The 21148-nt window shown below is 33.2% G+C and carries 22 protein-coding genes; 3 read left to right on the top strand and 19 right to left on the bottom strand.

From position 1 onward, the window contains the following. Positions 1–33: 33 nt before the first annotated feature. The 12 genes from RBH94_RS13625 to RBH94_RS13570 all read right to left on the bottom strand — a co-directional run bounded on the left by RBH94_RS13625 (position 34) and on the right by RBH94_RS13570 (position 9300). Complete coding sequence (locus RBH94_RS13625) at positions 34–1848, bottom strand: VWA domain-containing protein (RefSeq protein WP_307881400.1); 1815 nt, start codon at positions 1846–1848, stop codon at positions 34–36. 207 nt (positions 1849–2055) lie between these two features. Next, the gene (gene hemG / locus RBH94_RS13620; RefSeq protein ID WP_307881399.1) at positions 2056–2586 is read right to left on the bottom strand and encodes a menaquinone-dependent protoporphyrinogen IX dehydrogenase; all 531 of its coding nucleotides are present in this window, start codon (positions 2584–2586) and stop codon (positions 2056–2058) included. 34 nt (positions 2587–2620) lie between these two features. Then, positions 2621–3319 carry an SIMPL domain-containing protein gene (locus RBH94_RS13615; RefSeq protein ID WP_307881398.1) on the bottom strand — a complete coding sequence of 233 codons (699 nt, stop codon included), beginning with the start codon at positions 3317–3319 and terminating at the stop codon, positions 2621–2623. 167 nt (positions 3320–3486) lie between these two features. Beyond that, positions 3487–3633 carry a hypothetical protein gene (locus tag RBH94_RS13610; RefSeq protein ID WP_307881397.1) on the bottom strand — a complete coding sequence of 49 codons (147 nt, stop codon included), beginning with the start codon at positions 3631–3633 and terminating at the stop codon, positions 3487–3489. Between the two features lie 102 nt (positions 3634–3735). Then, a complete protein-coding gene (locus tag RBH94_RS13605; protein WP_307881396.1) occupies positions 3736–4161 on the bottom strand; it encodes a hypothetical protein in 426 nt (141 codons plus the stop codon). A gap of 28 nt (positions 4162–4189) precedes the next feature. Further along, the gene (locus RBH94_RS13600; protein ID WP_307881395.1) at positions 4190–5194 is read right to left on the bottom strand and encodes an NAD(P)-dependent alcohol dehydrogenase; all 1005 of its coding nucleotides are present in this window, start codon (positions 5192–5194) and stop codon (positions 4190–4192) included. A gap of 187 nt (positions 5195–5381) precedes the next feature. After that, positions 5382–5891, bottom strand: coding sequence for a TlpA disulfide reductase family protein (locus RBH94_RS13595; protein ID WP_307881394.1), 510 nt, complete (start codon positions 5889–5891; stop codon positions 5382–5384). Between the two features lie 68 nt (positions 5892–5959). Next, positions 5960–7264: a Na+/H+ antiporter NhaA gene (nhaA, locus tag RBH94_RS13590; protein WP_307881393.1), complete on the bottom strand. Its 1305-nt coding sequence runs from the start codon at positions 7262–7264 to the stop codon at positions 5960–5962. A gap of 191 nt (positions 7265–7455) precedes the next feature. After that, the gene (locus RBH94_RS13585; RefSeq protein ID WP_307881392.1) at positions 7456–7935 is read right to left on the bottom strand and encodes a lysozyme inhibitor LprI family protein; all 480 of its coding nucleotides are present in this window, start codon (positions 7933–7935) and stop codon (positions 7456–7458) included. A gap of 58 nt (positions 7936–7993) precedes the next feature. Beyond that, the gene (locus RBH94_RS13580) at positions 7994–8563 is read right to left on the bottom strand and encodes an SRPBCC domain-containing protein (RefSeq protein WP_307881391.1); all 570 of its coding nucleotides are present in this window, start codon (positions 8561–8563) and stop codon (positions 7994–7996) included. Between the two features lie 18 nt (positions 8564–8581). Continuing rightward, entirely contained in the window at positions 8582–8773 is a 192-nt protein-coding gene (locus RBH94_RS13575) for a hypothetical protein (protein WP_307881390.1), read from the bottom strand. A gap of 11 nt (positions 8774–8784) precedes the next feature. Then, positions 8785–9300: a DUF2238 domain-containing protein gene (locus RBH94_RS13570; RefSeq protein WP_307883170.1), complete on the bottom strand. Its 516-nt coding sequence runs from the start codon at positions 9298–9300 to the stop codon at positions 8785–8787. On the opposite strand from RBH94_RS13570, the gene RBH94_RS13565 reads away from it, so the two are divergent. Then, positions 9227–9388, top strand: coding sequence for a hypothetical protein (locus RBH94_RS13565; protein ID WP_307883176.1), 162 nt, complete (start codon positions 9227–9229; stop codon positions 9386–9388). The genes RBH94_RS13570 and RBH94_RS13565 overlap by 74 nt on opposite strands. Before the next feature lie 255 nt (positions 9389–9643). On the opposite strand, the gene RBH94_RS13560 is transcribed toward RBH94_RS13565, so the two are convergent. The 4 genes from RBH94_RS13560 to RBH94_RS13545 all read right to left on the bottom strand — a co-directional run bounded on the left by RBH94_RS13560 (position 9644) and on the right by RBH94_RS13545 (position 14432). Then, complete coding sequence (locus tag RBH94_RS13560) at positions 9644–10120, bottom strand: hypothetical protein (RefSeq protein ID WP_307881389.1); 477 nt, start codon at positions 10118–10120, stop codon at positions 9644–9646. A 129-nt stretch (positions 10121–10249) separates the two neighbouring features. After that, positions 10250–10831, bottom strand: coding sequence for a hypothetical protein (locus RBH94_RS13555; protein WP_307881388.1), 582 nt, complete (start codon positions 10829–10831; stop codon positions 10250–10252). Positions 10832–10987: 156 nt separating this feature from the next. Further along, the gene (locus RBH94_RS13550; protein ID WP_307881387.1) at positions 10988–12844 is read right to left on the bottom strand and encodes a leucine-rich repeat domain-containing protein; all 1857 of its coding nucleotides are present in this window, start codon (positions 12842–12844) and stop codon (positions 10988–10990) included. A 34-nt stretch (positions 12845–12878) separates the two neighbouring features. Then, positions 12879–14432, bottom strand: coding sequence for a hypothetical protein (locus RBH94_RS13545; protein WP_307881386.1), 1554 nt, complete (start codon positions 14430–14432; stop codon positions 12879–12881). Between the two features lie 146 nt (positions 14433–14578). Between RBH94_RS13545 and RBH94_RS13540 the strand changes: the two genes are divergently transcribed. Next, positions 14579–15634 (top strand): IS110 family transposase, encoded by a 1056-nt coding sequence (locus tag RBH94_RS13540; RefSeq protein WP_307881385.1) that lies wholly within the window; start codon positions 14579–14581, stop codon positions 15632–15634. Positions 15635–15965: 331 nt separating this feature from the next. Here RBH94_RS13540 and RBH94_RS13535 read toward each other — a convergent pair whose 3' ends face one another. After that, complete coding sequence (locus tag RBH94_RS13535; RefSeq protein ID WP_307881384.1) at positions 15966–17072, bottom strand: TlpA disulfide reductase family protein; 1107 nt, start codon at positions 17070–17072, stop codon at positions 15966–15968. A gap of 1059 nt (positions 17073–18131) precedes the next feature. On the opposite strand from RBH94_RS13535, the gene RBH94_RS13530 reads away from it, so the two are divergent. Further along, on the top strand, positions 18132–19097 hold the full coding sequence (locus tag RBH94_RS13530; protein WP_307881383.1) for an IS110 family transposase: 966 nt from the start codon (positions 18132–18134) through the stop codon (positions 19095–19097). A 46-nt stretch (positions 19098–19143) separates the two neighbouring features. Here RBH94_RS13530 and RBH94_RS13525 read toward each other — a convergent pair whose 3' ends face one another. Beyond that, a complete protein-coding gene (locus RBH94_RS13525; protein WP_307881382.1) occupies positions 19144–19899 on the bottom strand; it encodes a hypothetical protein in 756 nt (251 codons plus the stop codon). Between the two features lie 26 nt (positions 19900–19925). Next, positions 19926–21107 (bottom strand): IS481 family transposase, encoded by a 1182-nt coding sequence (locus RBH94_RS13520; RefSeq protein WP_307881381.1) that lies wholly within the window; start codon positions 21105–21107, stop codon positions 19926–19928. Between the last annotated feature and the right edge of the window lie 41 nt (positions 21108–21148).

Genomic DNA, 21148 nt, shown 5'->3' with positions numbered 1-21148 from the left:
ATATAAATATTTGTAATTAAAAAAAAATATGTCCTATTCCTGATTATTGCTGCTTAAAAGTTCGGTGCTTTTTATAAGTCGTATCATCTCTCCTCGATAGCCTTCCTCATCACTACCTTTCGCATCTTTTGCTAGTATATAAGCCGTTTTCCATGTGGCGGTCCCTAAATATTTAGAGTCTCTTAACAACATACCGAATTCTGCTACTGATGCGGAGAATCGAAAATTATCACTTGTCTCGGTGTGCGTTACAGGCTTATTTTTTACAGATTGCTCAATAAGTAAACTCTTATTTTTGTCAGGTTTTTTATAACGTAATTTAAGCGTGATTAAATCGTTGCTTTCTAAAGCCTGACTTGTCAATTCTGATGTCTGGTATCTTAGACGATTCTCCTTATCGCTATCGTTTTTAGAAGGAATAATTTCATATAACGCTGTAACTGTATGTCCCGCACCTATTTCTCCGGCATCTTTGGTATCATCTTCAAAATCTTCTTCATTCAGTAAACGATTTTCATAGCCTACCAATCTGTATTTTGAAACATGCACCGGATTAAACTCTAATTGAAATTTCACATCTTTTGCAATAGTATACATGGTCCCTCCAAATTCACTCACCAATACTTTTCGGGCTTCTAATAAATTATCAATATACGCATAGTTGCCGTTACCTTTATCGGCTATAATTTCCATTTTATCATCCTTATAATTTCCCATCCCAAAACCTAAAACCGAAATAGCTATTCCTTTTTCACGTTCTTCGGTTATTAAGCGCTCCATTTCAGAATTACTACTTAATCCAACATTAAAATCGCCGTCTGTAGCCATAACAATGCGGTTATTGCCCTTTTTTATGAAATTCTCATTAGCTATTTTATAAGCTAATTTTAAACCTTCGCCACCCGCTGTAGATCCGCCTGCACTTAGTCCTTCTAAAGCATCGATAATGGTTTTCTTATCCTTACAACTGGTCGACGGTAACACTAACCCGGAACTACCTGCATATACTACAATAGCGACACGATCCTTTGGTCTTAGGCTTTCTAAAAGGAGTTTTAATGAAGATTTTAATAAGGGTAACTTATTCGGACTATTCATAGAACCCGATACATCCAAAAGAAAGACGATATTAGACGGCGGTAAATCATCCATAGGTATGTTTTTGCCTTGTAGCCCGACATGTAATAACAAATTATCTTTATTCCATGGGCAAGCCGACAATTCTGTATTGATACTAAAAGGGGTATCATCTGTAGGCGCTTTATAATCGTAATTAAAATAATTTATCATTTCTTCAATCCGAACAGCATCTGCCGGAGGTAAGCTTCCGTTATTTATATAACGACGTACGTTGCTGTAAGATGCCTTATCTACATCTACTGAAAATGTAGACAACGGGTTTTTAATAACATCTTTAAAATCATTTTCCTTAATTGCAGCATAACTTTCTGTGTTTTGTGGTATTCGTGGAATAGAATACCCTACAGCATGCTCCCTCTTCATCATCCTGGACTCTGCCATACCTACTACCACAACTTCATCTAAAGTAGCTGAATTTTGTTCCAGAGTGACATTAACAATGGTTTTACCTTTTACTTTTACTTCTTTGGTTTTATATCCTATAAAAGAAAATACTAAGACCTGATGTTTTGCATCGATTTCAATCTCGTATTTACCGTCAAAATCTGTTGTAGTGCCTTTAGAGGTGCCTTTAACATAAACGTTAGCTCCCGGAAGTGGTGTTTTAGTGTCGTCGTAAACTGTGCCTGTAATTTTTTGACCTATTACCGTTTGAGCTAATAGAATTACAAAGAACATAATTGTAATGCTGATTTTGTTTAGTTGCATAGCTGTATGTTTTTAGATTAATGAAACGTATTATTTAAGATTAAATAAGTTGTATCATAAATTATTCCAAACTAACCTATTAGTTTAAAATAACGCCATTTAAATTAATTAAAATGTAGTCAATAACCTAAAAACTAGTAAGAAAAGAAATAATTATTTGTAGTTAAATAACTAAACTAATTTTAGTTATTCAACTCATGGATAGCTTTATTGAAACTCAAGGTGTATGCTTTCAGTAAACGCCTCTACTCTATTCCAGTCTGTAAACTCCAGAGGTTTTTCTGTTTTTGTTGGGCCTTTGGTCATTTTCATGATGAGTTTAATCATGAGGCTGTCTAAAAAAGAATACGACTGATAATCTAACTTTCCGGCAAACACATCTACAATGTCTGGTCTCCAAGCTTGCTTTTCAAAAAACTTAATCACATAAGGATTGGTATCAAAGGTGCTTTTTTCTATTTTTCTGGCCACCAGATTTACCGAAAAAAATGCCGTTTTCATCTGTCTCAGGGTATCAATATGCTTATCAATAAAATTTGAAACAGCCTTATGGTGCTTGCCATACCTAATACTGGCTCCTATGATTAATGACGAATAGTTTAGTAAATTCCCTTTAAACTTTGAAATTTCAAACACTTCTACATTAACGTCTTTTTCTTTTAAATTGTCAGCAATGCTGTTGCAAATTTTTAATGTTTGTCCGTCAACAGAAGCATATAACAACAGTAACGTATTCATGCTATAAATTTTAAATAATTATGAATGACAGCAGTTATTCGAGGGCATATTTGATGTTAACTGAAACTTCAAACTTCACCTTCTGAAATTCGGTATTAATAGGATTGGCAACTTCAGCTTCATACCTACTGGCCATCCCTCGTATTTGAATACCTGCAGCTTTTCCTTGCAAGGCATTAGTAATGGAATATCCATCTGAAATATAAAGCGCCTTACCAATACTCTGGTTTAAAGGTTTCGCCATGGTTTTAGCTGTTACGAGCGATTTCTTTACGGCACGAGATTTTAATTCTAATAACAATGCTTCAGATTTAGAGTATTCTGTACGATCTATACTCACATTCGAAATATCTACATATTCTAACTCGGCTAATACTTTTCCGGCCGTCACAGCATCGCCTACCACTAACGCATACATTTTAGATTTTACGACATTTTGTCCTTTTAAAAAGTAATTTTTAAAATTACTTGAAAACTCCTGTAAGGACAAGTCTTTTTCGGTGTCGATGTTTAGTTTCTTTAGCGTCTTTTCCAGTGTTTTTTCCTGCTCTTCAACAGACGTTTTGTTCTTACTATCGGCTTCATTTAAAAGTATAGACATAAATATTTTATCAGGAACCACCAGCGTGTCTACTTTGGCATTGGTCTCAACATAAGGTTGATCTATAAAGTTTTTTTGAGCTAAAGCTAATGTAGGTACAGCTAAAAGAATTAGGATTATTAAGTGTTTCATTGTGGGTTTTTAATAATAGATGCATTAAACAGGATTTGGTTGCGTAATGTATTCTGGATTTAGATGTTTTAATGTCGTGTTAAAGTTAGCAATTCCGAGTGGATTCAGCTAGCTCTGAGGGTTTTTAATCTGCCTTAATTCTGGCCATATATTGTGTATGAAGTATTTTATTTAACACAAGCATGGTTTTCAAAATCCCAAGGTATTTCTTTCTTAAAGTATCCAATATATTTTTCCATTAAATCCAGTAAAATATGTTCTTTAAAAAGTCGGATGGTCCTACTTTTAGTTGAATCATCTCGAAATATTTCCATAATCAATTCATCATTTTGATAAATTTAAATTCCGATTCCATCACGCGCATTTACATCACTACAAATAATAACTTTCTCATTAGTCATATTAAATATTTTGTTTTATTCAGTACAATGGTTCAAGCAACTGTTAGTTTCTTTCAACGAGCTTTTTCTCTTCCTACCAAGATACGCTAAGGTTACAGCATATAGCACTAAAAATATAGAAAGTGTAACAAAAAATACAGTTTCATCTACAAACTTAAAAGTGTTATCACTATACAAATACGACAAATAACCACCTAAAGGAAGTAAAAGAATGACACCTCCTAAAGTGATTATCAGGCGTTGCCTTTGTAATGATTTTATAGCGGTAAACAAAATCATAATTAGTGTTGCTACAATTAGTATGGACAGCATGACACCCAAAACATCACCAGCCATAAAACTAAATATTAAAGACATCCCTATTGGCATCGCAATATGTTCACCCGGAAGTATGATGCATAAATAAGAAATACACATAAGTATTTTGAGGAGTCGTTCCATTATTATCTGTTAAATACACTGTGTTAAACTAATTTTTCAAGACAATTCTATAGCGGGCTTTTCCTTCTTCTAAATGTGCTATAGCCTCATTAACATCACTCATAGAAAACTCTTCTACTTGTGGATAAATTTCATGACGTACACAAAAATCAAGCATGGTTTTAGTTAGTGCAGGACTACCAATAGGACTTCCTCCTACCGATTTTTCTCCCATAATTAAACTAAATGCCGGAATAGCCATAGGCTCCAGTACAGCTCCAACCGTATGAAAACGCCCTTTAGGTGCAAGGGTCATTAAATAAGAATTCCAATCGAGAGACACATTGGTGGTATTTAATATAAAATTAAGTTGCCCAGCGATGCTTTCCAGCTCTTCTGGTGCTCTTGAATTAATCACCTTATTAGCTCCCATATTTAAAATATCCTGTTTTTTGTTTGGATTAGAGCTAAATGCAACGACTTCACATCCCCAGTGTTTTAAAAACTTAATGGCCATATGCCCAAGACCGCCAATACCAATCACACCAACTTTATCTGTAGGTTTTACGCCAGCAAGTATTATCGGATTAAAAACCGTAATACCTCCGCATAATAAAGGTCCAGCCTTACTCATATCGATGCCTTCGGGAAGGGGAATTACCCACGACCAATGTCCGCGAACCTTATCGGCAAAACCACCATTTCTTCCCACAATAGTGGCCTCACTACTTCCGCATAGATGATGTGATCCATCCATGCATTGTTCACAGCTCATACAAGACGATGACATCCATCCTAACCCTACCCGATCTCCAACTTTTAGGTTTTTTACGGCATCACCAATCGCTAAAACTTCTCCAATAATTTCATGACCAGGAACAAAAGGATATTGAGACATGCCCCATTCATTATTAATCATACTTAAATCGGAATGGCAAATTCCACAATAAGACACTTTAATGTCAACATCTTCTGAACCTAATGGCCCTAATTCGTATGAATAAGGCGTTAGTTTCGATTTTTCTGCTGTCGCAGCATATCCGTTTACTTTCATGAGTTTTGTTATTTATTAATTGAATAAAAGCCACCAAACTGAAGCTAAAGGCCTCATCTAGGTGCCGTCTCTTTAAATTTACAAATTCTCTTACTTAAAACACCTTAAAGAACTGATTTATTTGTGTTGACTGTTTGGTGTATTTATAACCCAAAAGGATTTTATGTAGTTGATAATGTTATGGAGATCAATCGGATGTTATTAAATGATTCAGGGTCTTAGTCATCCTTTTAAATTCTTCTCTAGTAAAACCAACCGAAGCATAAACAATGGTTCCTTCAGCATCTATAATATAATTTCGAGGAATATAACCGGTTGCAAATTTGCTGTAAACAGACTTATCCTGATCGCCATATACAGGGAAACCAAGCTTGTATTTCTTTTTAAATGCAATTACTTCACTTTGGTTATGTCCTCTACCAATGGCAATAAATTTAAAATTCTTATGGTCTTTATATTTCAACCAAACCTTATCCTGTAGTAAGGGCATTTCCGCAACACATGGACCACACCAGGTGGCGAAAAAATTAATAAGAACGATACTTCCTTTTTGGTTGGCAATAGTGAATGGCTGCCCGTTTTCATCATTTAAGCTAAAGTCTGGAACTTGCTCACCCTTTTGTACAATATTAGACGCTTCAACATTCTGTCCGTAAATGGATAATGAAAATGTAGCAATCGCAAATAAAACTGTCAAACGAAAAGTTATGGCATTCATAATATTAGCTTTTATTACCTATTAAAGTTGTTAATCAGATTTTATATTCAGGCCTTTCGTAAGGTTAAATACCCAGCAATACCACACAACAGTGAAGCTACAAAAATCCCTATTTTAGCTTGTAGGATATAAGCAGAATCTGCAAACGCCAGGTCTGTTATAAACAACGACATGGTAAAACCAATACCTGCCAGCATCGCTGTTCCGTAAATTTGTTTCCAATTAACGCCTTCCGGAAGTGTTGCCAGTTTCAGTTTTACTAAGATTTTAGAAAAACCGACAACTCCAATAAATTTACCAAAGGCCAACCCAAAAATAACACCGAGACTAATGTTACTACTCAAATTATCAAAAAAGCTACCAGAAAACGTTATACCAGCATTAGCTAGAGCAAATATTGGCATGACCACATAGCCCACTAATGGGTGCATACGATGTTCTAGACGTTGTAGCGGTGTCATAGCGCCTTTGGAGTAACTTCTTATTTTTGCTAAAATATGAAGCTGATCTGCTGTAATTAAAGAAACATTGTTAGGGGCGCTTCGTTCAAATTCATTCGTAAGGTCATTCATTTTTTTTACAAATAAAGTGTCTCCAATTTTTACATTCCCAGGAATGGTAAGCGCAGCAATTACCCCCGCAATGGTAGCGTGAATTCCAGAAAGCAAAAACGCCATCCATAAGCCACCAATACCTATAACCCCGTAAAATATAGTACTTCTGACACCTAAAATATTAGCTAATAAAAGCACGGCAAAAAACACACCACCTATTAATAGGCTAATTGTAGAAATATCGGAAGTGTAGAAAAAGGCTATCACCATTACAGCGCCCAAATCGTCAACAATAGCCAAAGCTGTTAAGAATATCTTAAGCGATATAGGTACTCTATCACCTAACAAGTAAAGGATGCCCAATGCAAAAGCAATATCTGTTGCCATGGGGATCCCCCATCCATTAGAGGCTTCACCTGTTGAATTCCATAACCAGTATAGAAATGCAGGCACCACCATACCGCCTATTGCTGAAAAAATAGGAAGCATAGCATCTTTAGGCTTTGAAAGTTCGCCAGCCATGATCTCTCGCTTCAACTCTAATCCCACTACAAAAAAGAATATCGACATCAATCCATCATTAATCCAGTGATGCAAGGATTTCGACACTTTAAAATCACTAAAACCTATAGTGAAGGTATGTTCCCAAAAATGATGGTAAGCCTCTTTAAGAGGTGAATTTGCTAGTATTAAAGCTAATATCGCTGATGCAAATAATAAAATGCCACTGGTTGTAGAATTGCTAATAAACCGGTTTATGGGAATTAATAAATACTTATCTATAGGATCTAGTCTCATTGAGGAGTTTTTTATTTTGAAATGTATTATAATGCATTAATTATCCGCATATTCTTTAACACCTAATAAGGTTGATTATATGAATACCCGCCAGGATTTCTGGATTATTAACTAATATAACAAATTTGCGAGGATTTTCCGAAAGGAAAGTTGAAAGCAACGAACTTTATTTGCCCTAAGTTTACAATCTGTTAATTTTTATCAAGTAAATTTATTAGAGTTAAGACTCTTTCTTTTACAAATGAAGATTTCTCTCCGTATACCATTAGTTTATAATCATTAGGTAAAAAGTCTACTTCACCTGATTCTTTTTGGTATTCATCTTGCATTTTTCGGAAGAAAGCGTCTCGTTCCTTAAGCCATTGCCTTTGTTGTTTTCTTAGGTTTTCAAAGTTGGTTTTGTTGTACGTGTTAATAAGATCTTTATATACAACATTCAGCATGCTATCCATTTGGGTATAATAAAGCTTTTCTGTTTGTAACATAGCAATTCCTGTATCCAGTCTTTCCTGATTTAATTTAGTCAAGTTGTCTAATACCATTTTGTAATCACTAGCTTCTTTTACTAAATCTATCTCAGGGGCATAAACAGCATCAGTCTTGTCTTTTTTTTCAGTGTTACAACAAGATACAAACAGGAATAATAGAGGTAAAATTAGTTTTATTTTCATTATTTAGGGAATTATACAAAGGGTTGTCTAATTTTCCGTTAAGGTTATAGATAGTTGCTCATGGTTTTTGTTTTCTGTCCTTTTTTTCCAGGTAAGCGATTAAGTTCATTAAGGTCTTTTCATTGGCTGAAATGAAATAATTCATCAACGAAAGATATTTAGGATTGTTTTTATATCCAATTCCAAAAGACTTAATACTAGTGTCTCCATTTTCTAACTCATCAAAATAAATAACATTGAAGAAATCTTTGGCGTCACTTCTCATAAATTCAGGAAAATTATCGGTTATTTCGGCTTGTAATGTTAGAAGTCTTTTCGGTACGTAATTTATGATGTGAGTAACAATGGTAGTGCTGTCTCCTATTTGTCCTTGCTCATTGTAATTCGTTTTGATATATCCGCCAACCTTTAGCTCAACTTCGGCAAGAGGCACAGCCCAACTTTCCCAACCTTTTTTAGTAGTATATGCGTTCCAAACCGAATCGATAGGCGCTTTTATAGTTAGTTCTTGAATTAAAACTAATTCCGGTGTTTTTGTCGAATCAATTTTCGATACAACTCTTTTCTCCTGTCCGAATAAGATTGAGTTGATAAAGACTGAAAGGAAAAAGATTAGTATTTTTTTCATTAGAATATATTTTCGTTTTTATTTAATTTTGTTTCTGGCGATTGGTAAAACTATCCCTATTAATATCGCTAAGAAAAATGATGTTCGCCAATCAACTATTGCTCCATTTTTTTCGATCAACAAATTCCATAACAATGTAACTAGGCTTGCTGCCGCAAAGGCAAGTAGAAATGTAATCATTACTTTGAAAAAGATGCCGTTTGTTTTCATACTTACTGGGTTTAGTTTAGTGATTGTTTACTTTTATTATTTTTATTAAGATAATATCCTAATATTATAAACACAGACATCGCACCAAGAATATCTAAAAACATATCTTTTTGTGCATCCCATATATCTCCCTGTGATCCAAGGAAAGCAGCACCAGAGTTACCTCCTTTTAATACAGCGTAATACATTTCTATCACCTCATATAGAGCTCCCCAAAATCCCATAGCAAGAATTCCAAGAATAATTGCAGTAGTTTTATTATTAACCCAACCTTTTCTAAAAAAAAGCTCGGCAATAGGATAAGCAAGAATACCGACTAAAAAATGGCCAACTCTATCAAAATTATTTCGATCACCTGGAAATAAGAAATCCATATTGAGATTAGCTAATACTCTATTCCCTAAATTGAAAGGCGCTAGTTCAAAAGTGTAATAGCCCCCATATGTATGAAACATGAAGAATAAAGTTATTAAGAAGTATGATAAATTCGAAAACCTAAATTTCTTAAAAGTAAAAACCAACAACACTACAGGTATTATAATTGGTAAATTTTCAGCAAACCATACGGCTCTGTCAAATGGGTTTATTGCTAATACCACAAATTCCATAATGTAGACTAATAATAAAACATATGGGAGATATTGCTTCAGTTTCGTCATATTATGGATGTATTATAGTTTGTACCAATTTAATTTTCCTTAAATGTATTTAGTTGCGTTTTCTCAAATACACTGCAGACGTTTCACTTAGGTCTGTTGCATGAAAATCCTTTAGGGTTTTCAGATTATCTAACTAAGATAGTAAAGTTGTAAGGACTTTCGAAGAGGAAAGTTAGAAGGAATAAACTAAAACCTTTATTGTGTACTACCTTTATTCGTTAGTAGAATTGGTTTCATAGTCTTTTATAGCCGTAAAAAACACCCAGGCTATAAATAGTATTTGTAGAGGAATTCTAAACCATAGGTATTCAATTCCATTGCCATCCAATTCACCTGTTTGATAGTTGATATGTTCCAAAGACGCTTTAATATTCGCAGGTAAAACTGTAAGGAAGAACAATATCAATGTCCAACTTATTATTGTTTTAGTTCTCGGAATTAATAGTCCGACAGCAAATAGCATTTCTAAAATCCCAGTGAGATATACAAGTTCCTTTTTTAATGGAAAAAAGTCAGGAATCATTTTAGCCATTCCGTCCGTAAATATAAAATGAGCAACAGCGGTAAACATTAGCATTGCACTCATTGCTATTCGCCCTGCTAATTTCCAGTTAGTCTTTTTAGTCCTCAGTTTAATTACAAACAGTCCAACAACAAATACACTTATTAAAACAATTAATGGTTTCATTTTATGGTTTTTATGGCTTGCATAAAGCGGGTTGAATATAAGTAGCCTGTGGTTTAAGCACTAAATTTAACAAATAAACCACACATAGAAAATCCGCAAAGATATATGTAAGTACGCTCGCTCTACTAATTAATTTTGTATGCTGTTGACACTTGTTTTTATCTTTAATAATTTAATTCCAAGTGTTATCAATACGATTATCAATGCTATAAAAAATATACTTGTTGAAATACTTTTTATAACTGAAAACATATTAGTTGCATAAACTGTAGTTTCTTTCAATTCGGGATAATTATTAAGCATTGTGATAATTCCTAAATTCTCCAAATAATCTGCAATCCCGGCAATTATCGGTATAAGGCAGAGATACGTATAAGGGGAATAAAATGTTTTCAATTTCTTCAGGAAATATCCCAACAGTAAACAGTAAGAAAGTCCGAATAGTAATGGATAAATCATATCCACAGGTATTTGCTTGGTTAAGTAAATCAAACGTCCATTTTCTCCAAGCGTAGTGAATAATTCATTTACATAATTCAAATCATATCCTGTAGGCATCATATCCAATAATATCATCCCGTTAGAGAATTCCATTGTTTTGGGAATTGTAACAGTCAGCATAAAAGTGTAAACAAGATTGGTCAGGATAAAAAGTCCAAAAACCTTTTTACCTGAGATATTCTTTTCTATGAATTTTATTATTAGTTTCATTTTTCAACAAATAAGTGTTAACCGTGTACATAAGGTTTGTTGCGTGAAAATACGCTACAATTATAAGATTATCTAGCCAAGATAGTAAAATTGAGAGTATTTTCTATTATGATATATCAGTAGCAATGAAGGTTAACCGTTGTAAGTTATAGTTTTTTAATCAGTTATAATTCTAGTGGTTGGTAACATTTCTTCAAGAGATTTTAACTTATCCTGAGAGTAATCATTTCCTCTTATTGTTAAATCGAGAAGCGTATCGGATAAATTTGATATTGTTGATGGAAATTGACTAATATAATTATAACTCAAATCAACAGCTGTAATATTCGGCAAATTTCCAAAACTATCGGGAATAACACTAATATCATTTTGGTATGCCCTGAAAGTTTTTAAACTTTCCAGACCTCCAAAACTATCAGGTATTTCCTTTAAGTTCATACTATTAATGGACAACCATTCTAAATTTTTCAAATTCCCAAAATCTACAGGAAGGTACTCTAAAATACCATATAATTCCAGACTTTTTAAATTACTTAAGTTACTAAAAGAATTAGGTAACACTTTAAAATTCCCAGCAATTCTAACTTTTTCAAGATTAATTAAATTCCCGAAATTATCGGGTAATTCATTGATAACACTACCTCCAGTAATTTCTAAATCTTTAAGACTTATTAAATCAGCAAAACTATCAGGTAAGTTTTGATAGTTTCCAAAAAGCCATAATGTTTCTAATTTTTTTAAATTCCCAAAATCATCGGGTAATACCGCATTACCAGAATTAATAAAGAAAAAACAAAATTTCAGATTTTCTAAATTTGAAAATGAATTTGGAATATTTTGCAATAATCCCGGACCTCTAAAGGTTTCTAAGTTCTTTAGATTTCCAAAGTTTTCAGGTAGTTTGGTGATCTCATTGCCTTGAAGTTCTAAATAGTTTAAGCTTATAAGGTTACTAAAACTTTCTGGCATATGGCTTATTCCCATTCCATTCAGGTCTAAATATCTTAATTTAGTTAAATTACCAAAACTATCAGGCAAAGCATTTAATACTTTGCTATCCTGATTATTATTTATTTTTAAGGTATCAAGTTTAGTTAAATTGCCAAAATTTTCTGGAATGCTACTAATGGCATTATTTGAAAAGTTAAGCACTTCTAAATCCAAATACTTGGAAGTAATAACTGGTGGAAAGGTATAAAAACCATCTCCAGATAAGTTCAATTTCTTTAGGTGAACAAGAGACTGAAGAGCTGGAAACAGACTCATGTCCCTAAATATCCATGCCCTATTATCAGCCTGCATATTTAATTCAATAACATTTCCATTTTCATCTTTTATATATTGCCAATTACCTGCGTTTAAATCTTCAAGAGCTTCATCTTGCTGGTAGGCTCCCGCTTTAAACTCTATAGTCTCTGAAGCGGACTTACTTCCATACCAAGTAGTCCATGTTAGCTTACAAGTTTTATTCTCTAAACCATAGAACCTTATTTCTGGTGAATTTTTATCTTCCCATCCTGAATTATAATAAAACGGATAAAATGAGTGATAATCACCTTCAAAAGTCCATTCTCCTTTGTCATAATATTTTGCCTGAAGCAGTAATCTAGACTTATAAAATTCTGGACTAATATTTATGATTTCAGTTTTCAATGGAGCAAAAGTTACAGTAACAGTATCACTTGCAAATTTTCCTGCTCTTAACACAGACCACACCAATTTATATTCTTCATCTGGAAGCCCATGAAAAATAGTTTTAGGATTCTTAACATCTTCAAAATAAACTTTTTCATCAACTAACCCACTATACAATGACCAAACCCCACTTTCATTTGATTTTAGGGCTTCGGCACCTAAAGCTATTTCAAATTCCTCTATATTCAAGATATCATTTCCAGCTTCTGTTAAAAAAGGAGGTGCTTCATTTTCAGTATTTACATTATCATCACTACTACAAGCTGATAAGATTATTAATAACAAAATTAAGGTTAAGTTCTTAAGTGATTTTTTCATTCTATAATTTTCAAATACAAGTTGTTAGATACATTTAATATTCATAATTTCCTTCTGGGTCTGTTTTATAAATTAATATTTTCGCCCTGTCATCTCCAGCATAATAATTCTTTCCAAAGCTAGTGCAAAATATAAATCCATTATCTTCTGTTTCAAAAATTGATTTTCCACGAAGATGAGTGTGAGTTTGTTGATAAGATTTAGTCCATTGTTCTGTACCATTTGATGAAAGTTTAGAAATCCCTAAAATATCAAATTCGTCATTAATATGACCAATTGTAATGAATCCGCCATCATATGTTTCACTTACAGAAAGAACGGAGGAGAGTATAATACCATTCCTCCACATTTCATCGCCATCGGAGGTGATTTTGTAAATAGCCCCAGTTTCAATATCATATGCGCCACTATTATAACCAACAATTACATAATTATTATCCTTTGTAGCAATAATTTTTGAAGAAAAAGCATAACCAGGGGCATAAATTATTTTCTCCCAAATAATTTCACCATTGTTGTCAGTCTTTAAAACACAGGCATCTATTTCTTCTGCAGCCGAACCTTTTTGGTTGATTTCCTCTTGTGTAACTCCTGAAGTTTCAATAGTTCCAAGAATAATAATATTATCATTTGTGTCTATAGTTAAATCATCAAAGCTCCCTCTGTATGAATTGGGAAATTGTTTTTCCCATTTAATTTGTCCATTACTATCAAGTTTAGTTAGTACTCCAAAATGAGCAATTTCGTTTCCAAATTCTGGTGAACTTCTCCAGCCAATAACAAAAATGTTTCCTTGCGAATCTTCTTTTGCTGATTGCATTTCGCCATAAGTTACTAAAGAGTCATAATCCTGATTTACATAACTATCGTTAATAGTATACCAAATTTCATTACCTAACGAGTCAATTTTCATTATGAAGTGGGATGACGTAATAATAAAGCCTCCATCGTTTAATTGGCTAGCTTTATAAAATGGAAATAGACCATTAATATCATATCCATAAAAATATTTCCAAACCTCATTACCCTTACTATCTATTTTTAAAGCAAAAGGTTGGTTACTTGCTCCATCATCATCAGTTGATATACCAATTACTAAATAGCCTCCATCAATTGTTTTTATCATATCAGTGGGAATTCCAACACTCCGATTTATACTATCTTCATAATAATATTCTTTTAAAAATTTCAAATAGTATTTTTTTGTTTGGAAAGAAAAAGTAACTACCGTTTCATTGTTATTATTGTCTTTTGCTATTATTCTTCCTGAGTATTCAGTCAATTCCTCAAGATCAATGAATTGATATGAGAGCTCTACGATATTTTCAGCAACTAATGCTTGGTTTAGGTAAATGTTATAAGTAACTGCACTATTTTCTGGGTCTATAGCATCAGTCCAGTTTATTGTTGCATTATCGCTAGTTAGGTTTGAAATGTTTATTTTAAAATTATTTGGAGGAAGGTTAACAACTTCCTCTTCCTCTTCCATAATTTCATTAATAGCATCGTTTTTCGAACACGACATTATTAAAAAAGTAATAGATAATATAGTATAAAAATTTTTCATTTTTTTTTGAATGTGATTCATAATTATAGTCAACAGTCTAGGATATGAGTAGTTGCGTGAAAATCCGCAAGGATTTTCAGAAGTAGGCAAGAACTAGCAATAAATTATAGCATCCATGAAAAAGCAGTAAGTCTAGTATCTTTAAAGTTCACTAAAACAATTAAGATATGAAATCACAACTTACTGCCGACCCTAAATTATACATAGGAATTGACATACACAAGCGTAGCTGGAAAATTCATTGCTCAACGGATTTATTTTCTGGTAAGAGTTTTAGTATGCCACCAGAACCAGAACAACTGAAAGCTTATGTCGATAAACATTTCCCGGAATATGAGGTTAGTACGGCTTACGAGGCGGGATGCTGTGGATATTACGCGCATCGCTGTTTTGAGAGTTATGGCTGGCATTCCTTAGTTGTTAACCCAGCTGATATTCACCGTAAAGGAAAAGAGCGTTTTACAAAGACCGACCGTATTGATGCGCAGCTCATCAGCAGAGAACTAAAAGACGGCCGACTAAATAGTATTCATGTACCCGATATGCACCGTGAAGCCTTAAGGAGTTTATTTCGCAGACGTAATGATTTAGTCAAGGACTTTAGGCGCATAAAGAGTTACATTAAAATGCAGTTGCTGTACTTTGGCATAAAAGTACCTGAGCAGTACGATAACGACCATTGGAGCCATGGCTTTCGAGGTTGGTTGGATGATATGATGTTTCAATATCCCATAGCTAAAGCGAGTTTAGATAGTCGTATGCGTCATTTTCGGTTTATTGATGAAGATTTGCGTTTAGTTAGTAGTCAGCTTAGAGCCTATTGTCGTAAACATTTCAAGAAGGATTATTATCTGCTTAGAAGCATACCTGGAATTGGTGGTATTGTGGCTTGCGGTATTATTAGTGAACTAGGAGATTTACGCCGATTTAATAATGTGAAGCATATTGCTGGTTACGTAGGTTTAGCACCAGGGGTGTATCAAAGTGGTGCTAATAACAAGACTATGGGTATAACGCCAAGAGCCCACAGACTTATCCGTTCGTATTTTATAGAAGCCTCATGGCAAGCCATACGCACCGATCCTGTAATGCAGAGTTATTACAGAAAACATACAGGAAAGGATAGTAAAAAGATCATTATAAAAGTGGCCAGAAAGCTATTGTGCAGAACACTGGCTGTTATAAAAACAGAAACACCCTATGAAATTGGGGTTATAGAATAATTAAATAACCAATAACAAAGCTCACACAGAAGTATTTAAAGTTCATATCACAAAACACCGTAGGTGATGTTTTAATGCAATCACATTTTTATAGTAAGTGGCTGGACTTATTATAACTTATAATCATACAGATGCTGGTGACGACCAAAGCGAGTTGATCACAAATAGGATGCGGAGCAAGTTATATAGTATTGAATTAAAGATGAATCGTAGCTTCATCCCTAATTCAACACGTTTAAAAATATTAAAATGAGATAGTTAAAAGAATAAATATTAACTTTGAAGAACTGGACTAGTGCTTTTCATAGGATACGGTGTTAGGCAACGTTTTTTATTTTCGGATTAGTTCATTAATATCTTTTTCAATTTGGTCTGAAAATCCGTGATACTCTTTTTGAATTATTCCATTTTTGTCAATTAAAAAATATCTTGGCCAACTATTGACACTAAATGTTTTATTGAGTTCCTTATTTCCAATTAAATTTAAAAATGTCGTTTCTTTTTTCTGAACTAATTTTCTTGCATTTTCTATATCTTGAGAAACAATTCCAATTACTGTTAAGTCCTTTTCATACTTATTCTTTATCTTTTCTACATCAGGAAATGATTTTATACACCAACCACACCAAACTTCCCAAAAGTCAATTAAAGTTAATTTTTCATTCTTAATTTTAATTGTCTCCTTTTCGTTAAATAAATTAATTAGTGAAATTTCAGGCAAGGACTTTTTTAAAAGTGGATTTGGTTTACTTTGTTTCTCTTTTATGAGTTCTAACTGATTTAAATCCTGAATATATTCGTTAATGTTTTTTTGGATATTTTCGTTAATTTCTAAATTTTTAAAAATGAAAACTGTTGATTGTTTACTTCCAAAATCTGGCTGCAAAGAAGTCGTGACTTTTTTTGGTAAGAATGTATTTTTATCTAATTCTAATCTTTTTGTCTTATCATTTATTTTATTCTTTAAATCATTTTCAAATTTGTATTCTATTATGAAACTGTTTTCTGTTTCTGAAACCTGAACGTTTTTATAATCAGTCTCTAATTTAAAAAAGTCTTTATAAACCATTTGTCCACCTGGACTTCCTAAAAAATGCAAATCTCCTTTTTCTTTTCTAAAATTATTTTTTTCATTTGATATTTGAAATCCAATTCCGTCTTTGTAAATGGACGATTTATTAATGTCATTTCTTATTCCATAAAATGAAAAACCAAAAATTGTATCAGAAGGTTTTTTCTCAAGAATAGCAAAACCTTTATTGTCCCAAACGTTTCCGTCTGAAAATGTCATTATATTCTCAACATTATATTGAACTCTATCAATTTTTTCAACACTCTCATTAAATTTTTCTGACAAATACTCAATATTAATTTCCTGTTTCTTTTTGCAATTTATAAATAAAATAGATGTTAGAAATATTATCGAAATTCTCTTCATATTGTTTTATGTTGAAATGTTGCCTAACGGATTAGCATATGTTGCTGTTGCACCGTTTTATTTTGCCCCACTAAATTAACTAAACTCACTTAAAATCCTAACCGAACTACACGCCAAATGCAGCGGTGCAATGCAATATGATGCATTGTTGGGTTTTCGTGCATTCTTTTTTATTGGTTGGTTTAATTAAACTACTTGTAAATCATTGTTTGCGTATGCAAACCTTTTTAACTGTTTGCAAATAAATCTACATGCCAAGCTGTAATTCTTTTGCAACTTAAAAATCAGTCTATTTACCAAGCTGTAAATCTTATAATTTTCCTACGAGTTGCAAATCTGTCTAACCATTTGAATCTACATTAACCAACTTGAAATCAATCTACATACCAAACTGTAAATCTTATCATTTTTCAGCGAATTGCTGATTAATCAAACAGTTTTGAATCAATATTAACCGCCTCGCAAATCAATCTACATACCAAGCTGTAAATCTTATAGTTCTTTTGCGAGTTGCAAATTAGTCTAACAGTTTTTAATCTAAATTGACCGCCTTGTAAATCAATCTAATTACCAAGCTGTAAATCTTATAGTTTTCACGTGAGATGCAAATCAGTCTAACCATTTAAATCTACATTAACCAACTTGCAAATTAATCTACACTACAAGCTGTAAATAATACATGATGTTCAAAGTAAAAAGTAATTTTGAGGCAGTGACGGCATGAAACCCAACGGTTCGTATAACCGTCAGTTATCGGTTTGGTTTACTTTGTTTTTCGGTTTGGCACTGGCGTTAGCAATTCCGAGTGGATTCGGACGTAGTCGAATCCGCCGTAATTGCGGTTATACATCTTAAGTTTACAATCCGTTAATTTTAAAGTATTAATCAGAAAGAACAAAAGAGAGAAATAAGGTTATGTTATACGGTGAAGCCAAGACTTCGACAACATTGATAATCCTCTCTCTTTTTCTACTATTATTTCGTTCAGTTCTGTGAGTTTAAAACTCGATTTCAAGTTGTTGAAACAAGAGTAGCTCGTTCTTTCCAAATACAGTTCTTATGAGTAAATATACAGAAATTTATGGAGTAGATATCAGTAAGGATGTCTTTGATGTTTACGGCTCTCAAACAGGTTCTAATCAGTTTAAGAATGATTGTCAAGGATTTAAAAAGTTTCTAAAAGTACTAAGTAAAGAGACTTTAGTTGTTATGGAAGCTACAGGTTATTACCATTATCGTTTGGCTCAATTTTTACATGGTCAAGGTATATTGGTATCGGTTGTAAATCCATTATCAGTAAAGCGATTTATACAAATGAAATTGGCCAAGGTAAAGACCGATAAAAGTGACGCTAAGGCTATTAGTGAATATGGGCAAATGAATGAAGTACCTCTTTATAATGCATTAACAGAAGTGCAGAGTGAATGTTTGCAGTTATTTCGGTTATTAGATAGCTATTTAAAGCATCGTACAGCAATAAAGAATAAGTTAAAAGGAGAAGAAGCTTTGGGTGTTCCATCAAAGTTTGTATATCGTTCATTGAGACGCAACCTAAATCATTTAAATAAAGAAATCGAATCTATTGAATCAAGGTTGTTGGAGTTGGTAAAACAAGATCAACAACAGCAATTAACCTTGCTTAAAAGTATCCCAGGCATGGGAATGAAAACAGCTTTGTTTTTAATAGTGGTTACCGAAGGTTTCTCTAGGTTTAACTCGGCTAGTGAATTATGCAGTTATGTAGGTGTTACTCCAACGATAAGGGAGTCTGGAAGTAGTGTTCGGGGACGCAGTAGGATAAGTAAAGTTGGAAACAAAAAGCTTAGAAATTTATTGTTTTTATGTGCTTTTTCGGCATGTAAACACAATAAAGGTTGTCGTGAATTATATGAAAGAATTATAGCAAAGGGGAAAAGTAAAAAATTGGCACTAATCGCAGTTTCAAATAAATTACTAAAGCAGGCGTTTGCAATAGCTAAAAGTGGATTGCCTTATGATGAGAACTTTATGTCTAAATTAGCTTAAAATTGTTTGCTTTTTAACTCAGTTCTTTGTTGGCACACGTAATTTTTCAGTGTACATCAAGTCCATCAAAATTAACTTCGCTAATTACTAAATCAGTATGTTTTTCTCCTTCATAAGATTCTAATATTTCCAAAGTCAGAACTAAGTCTTGGTTTTCGATAGTCGATTGTATTGGTTCAATTTCAAATCTTTGTGAAGCAGTTGTGTCTTCTAATTCTAAAATAGCAATTGTTTTATTGTCAATTTTTAGTTTTATTTTTTTTGCTCTTGAATTGTTTTTCCAAAGTCTATTTGTTTTTATATATCCATTATAGATAACGATTGCATTTATTCTCGGTGATTTGGATTTAAAATGAAAGCTGATAGATTCTCCAATTCCGTTTTTTGATTTTGGAACCCAACCTTTCAATAAGTCAAAGTCGTGTATGTTTTGGTCAGAATAGTTCTGATTTTCGTTTAAAATACTGGAAGATGAAATTTTATAAGGTCCACCACCACAATACCAACTACATCCAACTCCTTCTGTCATTGGTCCATAACCCATTTCGAGCGAGTCAATTGCTTTTTTAGTTAGTTCAGACATTTCAGAATATTCAATGTTGTTCTCATAATTGTTACTCAAAACCAAAGAGTCAATAGCGTTTTTCCAATATTTATATTCAGTTTTGGAATAATTATTTTCATTTCCTAAAGTCGGTTTTAAAACGGTATTAACTTGTCCGAAAGTCAGGAGATTTGAAAGTAAAAAAAAGACTAAAATTTTTATTCGCATTGATTTTCTCTTATGTTCGTTAAGGGACATGGTTTACACAAGTTAAAGATTAGACTTTACACTAAATTAGTTTCTAACCTTATATTCGATTCTTTATTTCTTAATTCCCTTTCATTAAAGAAACCTAAAAATACGTTTCTATAAAATACTTTCCAAATACCATTTCCAAGTTCTTCAACACCTACATATTTACCCTTTAAGGCTATGGTAAGATATACCCAATAATAGGATCTCCATCGAATAGCTCCATTTTGAGTTACTTTAATGACTTTATAGTTATGATTATAATCAAAGTGTTGTATTGTTTCAGGAAAGGGTCTGGTAGAAAAGTTATGAGCTTCAGCTGGAGTTTTCATGTCCAGAGCTTCATGTGGTCTTACATGATTGTACTCTTTTACAAAGCGGTTTAATCTTCGTTGTTGGGCTTTCAAATCATAGGCAGAAGGTTTTGCACAGGCAGCCTTTAAATCTCTATGCATACGTTCATGTCGTCCGTTTTGTTCTGGGTGGGCAGGATCTGAAAATACAGGGGTAATTCCAAGTTCAATGAACCAATACGAGAGCTGTGTATAACGCTGTATAGCTCTGACAGAACCAAAAGGACTACCATTGTCCGTATGGATTTGTTTAGGGATACCATATTTCCTAAAAACCTTGGTGAACTCAGCTTTCACAGACTTTAGGTTTTCTTTGTAATGTGCTTTAGCAGTAAACAAAAAACGACTTTTAGAGTCAGCAATGGTTAAAGGATGGCAGTATATTTTATTTCCCATTAGAAACTTTCCCTTATAATCAGCGCTCCAGACTTCGTTGCAGGATTTGGGGTCGAAAATAGGGAATACAGGTTTCACTCTTCGCAATCGCTTTTGAGGGCATACCAGACCATTTTTCTTCAAAATGTTGTGAACGGTAACTACAGAAGGAACTATTTCTTTAGGGTATTCTTTAAACAATAAAACTCTGATTTTTTTAGCGCCCCAAAATTTATGCTTTGTCTTGAGTTTAATGATGCTTTTAACGATATTTTCGCCTGTGGCATTTGGATGTTTAGAAGGTGCCCTGGATAGTTCTCGTAACCCTTCGTAACCTTGATTTTCAAACCGATGGATTAGTTTATAAGCTGTTGGTCTTGAGATATCAAAGCTTCTGCATAATTCAGTAATGGTATATTTTCCTGTACGCCATTCACAGATAAATTCAATTTTTTGTTCCATAGTTGTTGTGGCTTTCCAAGGCATGATAATTTGATTTTTGTCTCAAATTACAACCTAAAAAGTGT

The organism is Aestuariibaculum sp. YM273 (assembly GCF_030908365.1).
GTDB lineage: Bacteria > Bacteroidota > Bacteroidia > Flavobacteriales > Flavobacteriaceae > Aestuariibaculum > Aestuariibaculum marinum.
This window is presented reverse-complemented; position numbering and strand designations above follow the sequence as displayed.

Excerpts from the sequence above, each read along its gene's own strand:
- RBH94_RS13605 (WP_307881396.1), bottom strand. The coding sequence starts at position 4,161 with ATGGAACGACTCCTCAAAATACTTATGTGTATTTCTTATTTATGCATC.
- RBH94_RS13520 (WP_307881381.1), bottom strand. The coding sequence starts at position 21,107 with ATGCCTTGGAAAGCCACAACAACTATGGAACAAAAAATTGAATTTATC.
- RBH94_RS13540 (WP_307881385.1), top strand. The coding sequence starts at position 14,579 with ATGAAATCACAACTTACTGCCGACCCTAAATTATACATAGGAATTGAC.
- RBH94_RS13615 (WP_307881398.1), bottom strand. The coding sequence starts at position 3,319 with ATGAAACACTTAATAATCCTAATTCTTTTAGCTGTACCTACATTAGCT.
- RBH94_RS13610 (WP_307881397.1), bottom strand. The coding sequence starts at position 3,633 with ATGGAAATATTTCGAGATGATTCAACTAAAAGTAGGACCATCCGACTT.
- RBH94_RS13600 (WP_307881395.1), bottom strand. The coding sequence starts at position 5,194 with ATGAAAGTAAACGGATATGCTGCGACAGCAGAAAAATCGAAACTAACG.
- RBH94_RS13530 (WP_307881383.1), top strand. The coding sequence starts at position 18,132 with ATGAGTAAATATACAGAAATTTATGGAGTAGATATCAGTAAGGATGTC.
- RBH94_RS13580 (WP_307881391.1), bottom strand. The coding sequence starts at position 8,563 with ATGAAAAAAATACTAATCTTTTTCCTTTCAGTCTTTATCAACTCAATC.
- nhaA (WP_307881393.1), bottom strand. The coding sequence starts at position 7,264 with ATGAGACTAGATCCTATAGATAAGTATTTATTAATTCCCATAAACCGG.
- hemG (WP_307881399.1), bottom strand. The coding sequence starts at position 2,586 with ATGAATACGTTACTGTTGTTATATGCTTCTGTTGACGGACAAACATTA.
- RBH94_RS13555 (WP_307881388.1), bottom strand. The coding sequence starts at position 10,831 with ATGAAACTAATAATAAAATTCATAGAAAAGAATATCTCAGGTAAAAAG.
- RBH94_RS13585 (WP_307881392.1), bottom strand. The coding sequence starts at position 7,935 with ATGAAAATAAAACTAATTTTACCTCTATTATTCCTGTTTGTATCTTGT.
- RBH94_RS13575 (WP_307881390.1), bottom strand. The coding sequence starts at position 8,773 with ATGAAAACAAACGGCATCTTTTTCAAAGTAATGATTACATTTCTACTT.
- RBH94_RS13560 (WP_307881389.1), bottom strand. The coding sequence starts at position 10,120 with ATGAAACCATTAATTGTTTTAATAAGTGTATTTGTTGTTGGACTGTTT.
- RBH94_RS13550 (WP_307881387.1), bottom strand. The coding sequence starts at position 12,844 with ATGAAAAAATCACTTAAGAACTTAACCTTAATTTTGTTATTAATAATC.
- RBH94_RS13545 (WP_307881386.1), bottom strand. The coding sequence starts at position 14,432 with ATGAATCACATTCAAAAAAAAATGAAAAATTTTTATACTATATTATCT.
- RBH94_RS13565 (WP_307883176.1), top strand. The coding sequence starts at position 9,227 with ATGAAGAATAAAGTTATTAAGAAGTATGATAAATTCGAAAACCTAAAT.
- RBH94_RS13525 (WP_307881382.1), bottom strand. The coding sequence starts at position 19,899 with ATGTCCCTTAACGAACATAAGAGAAAATCAATGCGAATAAAAATTTTA.
- RBH94_RS13625 (WP_307881400.1), bottom strand. The coding sequence starts at position 1,848 with ATGCAACTAAACAAAATCAGCATTACAATTATGTTCTTTGTAATTCTA.
- RBH94_RS13535 (WP_307881384.1), bottom strand. The coding sequence starts at position 17,072 with ATGAAGAGAATTTCGATAATATTTCTAACATCTATTTTATTTATAAAT.